This is a genomic window from Halalkalibacter wakoensis JCM 9140, from assembly GCF_000513095.1.
Classification (GTDB): domain Bacteria; phylum Bacillota; class Bacilli; order Bacillales; family Bacillaceae_D; genus Halalkalibacter; species Halalkalibacter wakoensis.
The window spans coordinates 36967-43686 of the sequence record NZ_BAUT01000031.1 but is presented as its reverse complement, the minus strand read 5'-3'; the positions used below and the strand labels follow the sequence as shown (position 1 = coordinate 43686).

Here is a 6720-nt window from a genome sequence, read left to right as displayed (position 1 = left end):
AAGCAGGTTCCTTTTTTTAATGATTCATTTCGTAAGATTATTAATTCATTAAGATAGGAAGGTTATACAATTGTAACTGTCTCTGAAGGATTAAATAAAAGAGAGTAAGAATTCATAAAGAGGTGCTTGTCTCATTGACAAGCACCTCTTGGCCTTTACTCTTCGGTAACACGATTTTTAAAAGCTTCTTTTTCAACCAAATATCCTTCTTCCTCTATATTATGTTTCGGTTGCCTTTCTTCACTTCCTTTTGGAAATGCTCCTGGATGACCTTTTCGTTTATGGTTAAAACTTTTCCCAGTTGCCATTATGTTCCCCTCCTTTAATTGGTTCCTCGTTATTTTTTTCTTAATTAAGTTCCTTATGCATCTGTAATGTCACGAACAAATTAAATGTTTTAAATTTCTCACTAAAAAACGTATATAACGATTAAAATTGCACAATATATAAATGTCGCTTCGCTGGGCTATAGCCAAGTGGTAAGGCAACGGACTTTGACTCCGTCATGCGTAGGTTCGAATCCTGCTAGCCCAGCCATTTAACCTCTTTTTTTTACCCTCATTTTTTAAACACTCTCTTCTTAAAGAGTGCGCCTATTCGCTTTTCAATATTCATCATATATATCGTCTGCATGCTCATATCGCAATTCCTCGGAGTTCACACTGCCTATTTTGTCACTTAAATCCTCTCTTCCACCAGGCAAAGTACCTTCTGGAACTAAATGTTGATTGTCTTTAAAAACCGTTTTTTGTGTTTTAACGTCATCTTTGTTCATCTTTCCACCCCTTTTTTTTGATATAAATAGTTATCCCCTAAGAAAGCGAATCAAATTCCAATCCTACAAAAATAATTAATTTATAAAATAAAACGCTTTCAATTCCTAGGTATTTTTTACTATAATAATAGTGAATACAGGAGTATTCAAGTGATTAGAGGGGGGTACACTATGACTAAAGTAACTGACAAACCAAATTTTTATGACGGAAGCTGAAAAATCAATCTAGAATCTATTAAAAACTACAAAGAATGGGTCATTGCTCCTACTGTGACAAATAAAGAAAATTTACCGAAATACACGTACCCTCCTTGCCATTGAAATAATAACGACAAATAAAAAAACACCAAACTAGGATATTCATCCTTTGTTTGGTATTTTCGGTTTATTAGGAAGGTATCTGTACTTTTTTTACTTGTTCCAATCTTTCTTGCACGTCTTTAGCGCTTAAACCATGTTCTACCACATAGCGGTTTCTTTCATGTACTCGGCACTCGTGTGTACAACCACGTAAAAACGTATGCTCATTTTCTTCCGAACAGAGAATTTTTTTGTTGCATTCTGGGTTTCCACAATTTACATAACGTTCACACGGTTCTCCAGTAAAGTGATCTTTTCCAACTATAACGTGTTCTGTTTGATTGACAGGGACACTAATCCGTTCATCAAAAACATAGCACTGCCCATCCCATAGCTTTCCTTGTACATCAGGATCCTTTCCGTAAGTGACGATCCCTCCATGCAACTGGGAGACGTTATCAAAGCCTTCATTGACTAACCAACCGGAAAATTTCTCACACCTAATTCCACCTGTACAATAAGTTAGGATCTTTTTCCCTTCAAACTGGTCCCGATTCTCCTTAATCCAATCAGGAAGCTCACGAAAATTGGTTATTTCCGGTTTAATTGCGCCACGGAAATGACCTAAATTATATTCGTAATCATTTCTTGCGTCGATGACAATCGTTTGAGGGTCTTGCATAGCTTGATAGAATTCAGCTGGACTAAGGTAATTTCCAGTCGTTTTCAATGGGTCAATGTCTTTTTCTAATCGAAGTGTAACAAGTTCCTCCCTGTATCTTACATGCATCTTTTTAAATGCATGTTGATCAGCTTCATCCACTTTAAAGACCATCTCAGAAAAACGCGAATCGGCCTTCATTGCTTCATGTACTCGTCAGTTTGTTCAACAGTTCCCGATACCGTTCCATTAATCCCTTCTGCTGCTACAAGGATTCGACCTTTCAAGCCTAATGACTGACAAAAGGTTAAATGGTCAGCAGCAAATCTTTCTGGATCTGTAATTGGGACATACATGTAATATAGTAATACTCTATATGAATGGTTCATTTTATACACCCTATCTATTATGGCTAATTAAGCGTGATACTTTTTATACAAAAAGGTATAAAAAGATAGTTAAATTAGATCATAAAATAAAGGATTTTGCAAATGAAAAAATATGAAGAACTAGGATTGTCAATAGGGATTAAGAAAAAATAGCTAGTTCCGATTGAATTTGCTTTCTGATTTTAATCAAGCATTCGTCCACTGTTTTAGCAAAGATACGCTTACCATTTACAATCGCATACGGCCTTTTCGCACACATTCCGCAAAAAGAAAGGCAACTACTTTCAATAACAGCTACTTCAGGAAATTCTTCTTCTATTATTTTTTCAATATCTATATCAGTAATGATATTTCCATCACAAATTTCCACAACAACAATCCCCATCTCTTCTAGTCCTTTCTTTTAGATGGCAGGAGGTCCAAATTTACCATCATGATAATCTTTGTACGCTTGTCTTATTTCATCCCATTGTATTCATCACAAAAGGTCCATAAGGGACAATCTGTTCTTTAATGGGCGTCCCCGAATAAATGAGTACTTTTGAACGTCTGCTTTGCGACTTTATTTTCAGTTCACTGTTTTTCGTTGCATCTCCGTTCTCGTTATACGTTAAAGTAGCAACGCCATGTTTCGTTAGCCGTACAGACTCTTCTTCATTTCCAAACTCAAGATCACCTGATAACACGTACAAAAACGCATTATGTGTTTCCGGCAGATTGTGGATGTAACTCGCTCCTTTTTCAAGACTAATCTCAGCTAACGTAATGGAATGGGTACGACCGAATCAAGAGGCCCTTTTACATCACCAAAATGACTAGAAAACACTTTTACATGTCCACCATCCAAATTCAAAACTGGAGCATCTTCTGAATAGATATTCTGTAAGATGCTCCAGTCTTTTTAAGGTTTTTCGGTAAGTTTAGCCATAATTGAAGTGTATGGGCAATGTCTTCTTCAACCCCTTCTTCTCCATGTCTTGCTGCCCAACCAGCGTTCATATATTGCACGTCACCCGGCTCTAAAATATCACGTCCGCCTCCGTTATCAATGTGTTCTAGCCTTCCATCTACGACATACGTGATTGTTTGAAACCCCGCGATGAGGATGATCCGAGAAAGCCCCTCTTTTAAACCAGTCTTCAGCCATTAAAATAAATGGGTCAAAGTCCGCCCAACGCTCTACAGGAAGAATCCACCTTTTTGTATAAAGGGAAACGACGCTTGCTCGTACTTTACATACCAAATGATCTTTAATGCTCCTCTTATACGCCGCACCTACTTCTTTCTCCATATACCTCTCTCCTCTTCATAAATCATATAAATGGTTATTCCTTACCTTCTAGCGTCCCTCAAAACAAAGGAAATACTCAGGACTTCATTACTTTTTAAACAAAAATGTTTACTAACTAGTTTAATCTTAGAAAATAGCTAGCAAATAAGCAACTTTTATGCTTATGACTATTAAACCTCTTGAAAGTACTCATCAGAATTATTCTTAAATTTTTTTATTATACCTATTGAAATTTCGAATAGATGTTGTTACAGTAGAGAAGCATTAAATTTGGAGAGTGAATCTTATTACATCAGGTCTTTCCAAGCAGATAATTTTGACCACTTACGAACAAGTAAGTTAAAGCCATACGGACAGCTAGGTCAAATGCCGACTGGCAACTAAGTTGCCTTATTGATTGAGTTAAAAGCTCAAATTTTATAAGTTGGTTACTTTACAACCAGTGCATTTGCACATCAACTTGTGAAACGGTCAATAAGAGTACTAAAAAGTATTTATTTGCTATATAGACTCTGATCCCTAATAAAGATATTTAAATATTAAAAGCTTTCTATCACAATTTTCTTTGAATTTTATGGTAGTAGTAACACAATGATGACCTTTGTCATATATTTACTATGCTTTTTTAATATAAACAATATCTTAGCAAGTGTTGTGCGCAATGATGCGTTTAGCACCTGCTTTTTTGTGTTTTAAAACGTTTTTTGAGAGGTTTGAACCATATTCTTTTGGGTAAAGACACTGTAAGTAGGCAAGCTACTATCAAGTAGGTTTTAAGGACTTCTCATTCTGCAAAATTTTATTTAGTAAGGAGATAGGAAAATGGGAAAAGCACTTATTATTGGTTGTGGTGGAGTTGCTTCTGTAGCGATCCACAAATGCGTTCAAAACAGCGAAGTATTTGAGGAAATTTGTATCGCTAGTCGTACAAAATCAAAATGCGATGACTTAAAAGCGAAACTTGACGGTGGCAAAACGAAAATTACGACTGCACAAGTCGATGCGAATAATGTAGATGAATTAATTGCCTTAATTGAAGAAGTAAAACCAGATGTCGTCATGAACTTAGCCTTACCATATCAAGACTTAACGATCATGGACGCATGCCTTGCGACAAAAGTAAATTACTTAGATACAGCAAACTACGAGCCGGAAGATACGGCAAAATTTGAATACAAATGGCAATGGGATTATCGTGAACGCTTTGAAAAAGCTGGTATTACAGCTCTTTTAGGTAGCGGCTTCGACCCTGGCGTAACAGGTGTCTTTTCAGCTCATGCTCTTAAGCATCACTTTGATGAAATTGAGTACATTGATATTCTTGACTGCAACGCCGGAGATCATGGCTACCCTTTTGCAACAAACTTCAACCCTGAAATTAACATTCGTGAAGTGTCAGCAAACGGACGCTACTGGGAAAATGGTGAATGGGTAGAAACAAAACCGATGGAGATTAAGCGCGTTTATGACTTCCCTGAAATCGGTGAAAAAGATATGTACTTGTTGTACCATGAAGAACTCGAATCTCTAGCTGTTAATATTCCTGGCCTTAAGCGCATCCGTTTCTTCATGACATTTGGTGAGAGCTACCTCACTCACTTAAAATGTCTAGAGAATGTTGGTCTAACATCTATTGAGCCAATTGAATATGAAGGAAAAGAAATTGTTCCACTTCAATTCCTAAAAGCTTTACTTCCTGATCCAGCTTCTCTTGGACCGCGTACAAAAGGAAAAACAAACATTGGTTGTATCTTTAAAGGTAAAAAAGATGGCAAAGAAAAAACATACTATGTGTATAACGTATGTGACCATGAAGAATGTTTTAGAGAAGTAGGCTCACAAGCCGTTTCTTATACAACAGGTGTTCCTGCTATGATCGGTGCAATGATGCTGATGACTGGTAAGTGGAACAAACCAGGTGTTTACAACATCGAGGAATTTGATCCAGATCCATTTATGGAAGCATTAAACAAATGGGGCTTACCATGGAAAGAAAGCTTCAACCCTGAGCTTGTTGATAACGAGCCAATCAAAGAACCGGAGACTGTACGCTAACATGAAATTTGAAGAATTGCCGACACCTTGTTATATAGTAGATGAAAGCCTTCTTGAGAAAAATCTCAAGACATTAAATGGTGTGATGGAACGAACAGATGCGAAAATCATCCTTGCTCAAAAGGCTTTTTCGATGTCTGAATTTTATCCACTGATTGGTCAATACTTAAGCGGAACAGCGTCAAGCGGACTTTACGAAGCAAGACTTGGACGCGAAGAAATGGGCAAAGAAAATCATTGCTTTGCCCCTGCTTACCGCGACGATGAGATTGATGAAATCATTTCATATTGCGATCATATTATTTTCAACTCGTTCTCACAGGTTGAAAAAATTTAAAGACAAAGTTCTTCAAGCTGGGAAGAAAGTAGGTTTACGGATTAATCCTGAGCACTCTACACAGGTTGGGCATGCGATCTATGATCCATGCTCACCTGGTTCCCGCTTTGGTGTAACCATCAAAAACTTCCGCCCAGAATTACTTGAGGGTGTGTCTGGTTTACATTTCCACACACTTTGTGAGCAAAACTCGGATGACTTAGCAACTACATTAGATGCGATTGAAGAGAAATTTGGTCCATGGCTTTCTGAAATGGAATGGATCAACTTCGGCGGCGGACACCATATTACGCGTGAAGACTATGACATTGACTTACTTGAACAATGTATTAAAAGAATGCAAGACAAATACGGTTTAGAAGTGTACCTTGAGCCAGGAGAAGCGATCGCGTTGAATGCCGGATACCTTGTAACAACCGTTCTTGATAAGCTAGAAAATGACATCGAGATTGCGATTCTTGATACGTCTGCAACGTGTCATATGCCGGATGTATTAGAAATGCCTTACCGCCCTCCTCTTCTTGGATCAGGCGAAAAGAATGAAAAGCCATTTACGTATCGACTCGGCGGACAAACATGTCTTGCTGGTGACGTGATTGGAGAATACTCTTTCGATCAACCTTTAGAAAATGGAGACCGTTTAGTTTTCGGTGATATGGCGATCTACACGATGGTCAAAAACACAACGTTTAACGGCATGCCATTGCCAGCGATTGCTGTAAAGGATAAAGACGGAGAATATCGTGTCGTACGTGAGTTCGGCTATGAGGATTTCAAAGTAAGATTGGCGTAACTCGTATTTTAAACCAGATTCTATAAGGATCTGGTTTTTCTTTTTTTAGTAACAAAACAACAGCTGCATATATTAATGAAGGAACTAATCGTTGAAACCGTTTGCAAAATAATAAATCC

The 6720-nt window shown here is 37.5% G+C and carries 4 protein-coding genes, 1 tRNA gene and 3 pseudogenes; 3 read left to right on the top strand and 5 right to left on the bottom strand.

The features are described from left to right. Positions 1-155 precede the first annotated feature (155 nt). A complete protein-coding gene (locus tag JCM9140_RS23790) occupies positions 156-308 on the bottom strand; it encodes a hypothetical protein (protein WP_166485463.1) in 153 nt (50 codons plus the stop codon). 154 nt (positions 309-462) lie between these two features. Between JCM9140_RS23790 and JCM9140_RS12720 the strand changes: the two genes are divergently transcribed. Continuing rightward, a tRNA-Gln gene (locus JCM9140_RS12720) sits at positions 463-537 on the top strand. A 67-nt stretch (positions 538-604) separates the two neighbouring features. Here the strand turns inward: JCM9140_RS12720 and JCM9140_RS23785 are convergent. The 4 genes and pseudogenes from JCM9140_RS23785 to JCM9140_RS25425 all read right to left on the bottom strand — a co-directional run bounded on the left by JCM9140_RS23785 (position 605) and on the right by JCM9140_RS25425 (position 3416). After that, on the bottom strand, positions 605-775 hold the full coding sequence (locus JCM9140_RS23785) for a hypothetical protein (RefSeq protein ID WP_156314870.1): 171 nt from the start codon (positions 773-775) through the stop codon (positions 605-607). Positions 776-1163: 388 nt separating this feature from the next. After that, a pseudogene (trhO, locus tag JCM9140_RS12715) lies at positions 1164-2125 on the bottom strand (oxygen-dependent tRNA uridine(34) hydroxylase TrhO). Between the two features lie 139 nt (positions 2126-2264). Further along, a complete protein-coding gene (locus JCM9140_RS12710) occupies positions 2265-2510 on the bottom strand; it encodes a YuzB family protein (RefSeq protein WP_034746995.1) in 246 nt (81 codons plus the stop codon). A gap of 18 nt (positions 2511-2528) precedes the next feature. After that, positions 2529-3416: pseudogene (locus JCM9140_RS25425) on the bottom strand (pirin family protein). Positions 3417-4238: 822 nt separating this feature from the next. On the opposite strand from JCM9140_RS25425, the gene JCM9140_RS12700 reads away from it, so the two are divergent. Continuing rightward, entirely contained in the window at positions 4239-5471 is a 1233-nt protein-coding gene (locus JCM9140_RS12700) for a saccharopine dehydrogenase family protein (RefSeq protein WP_034746992.1), read from the top strand. 1 nt (position 5472) lies between these two features. Continuing rightward, a pseudogene (nspC, locus tag JCM9140_RS12695) lies at positions 5473-6601 on the top strand (carboxynorspermidine decarboxylase). The last annotated feature ends 119 nt before the right edge of the window (positions 6602-6720 follow it).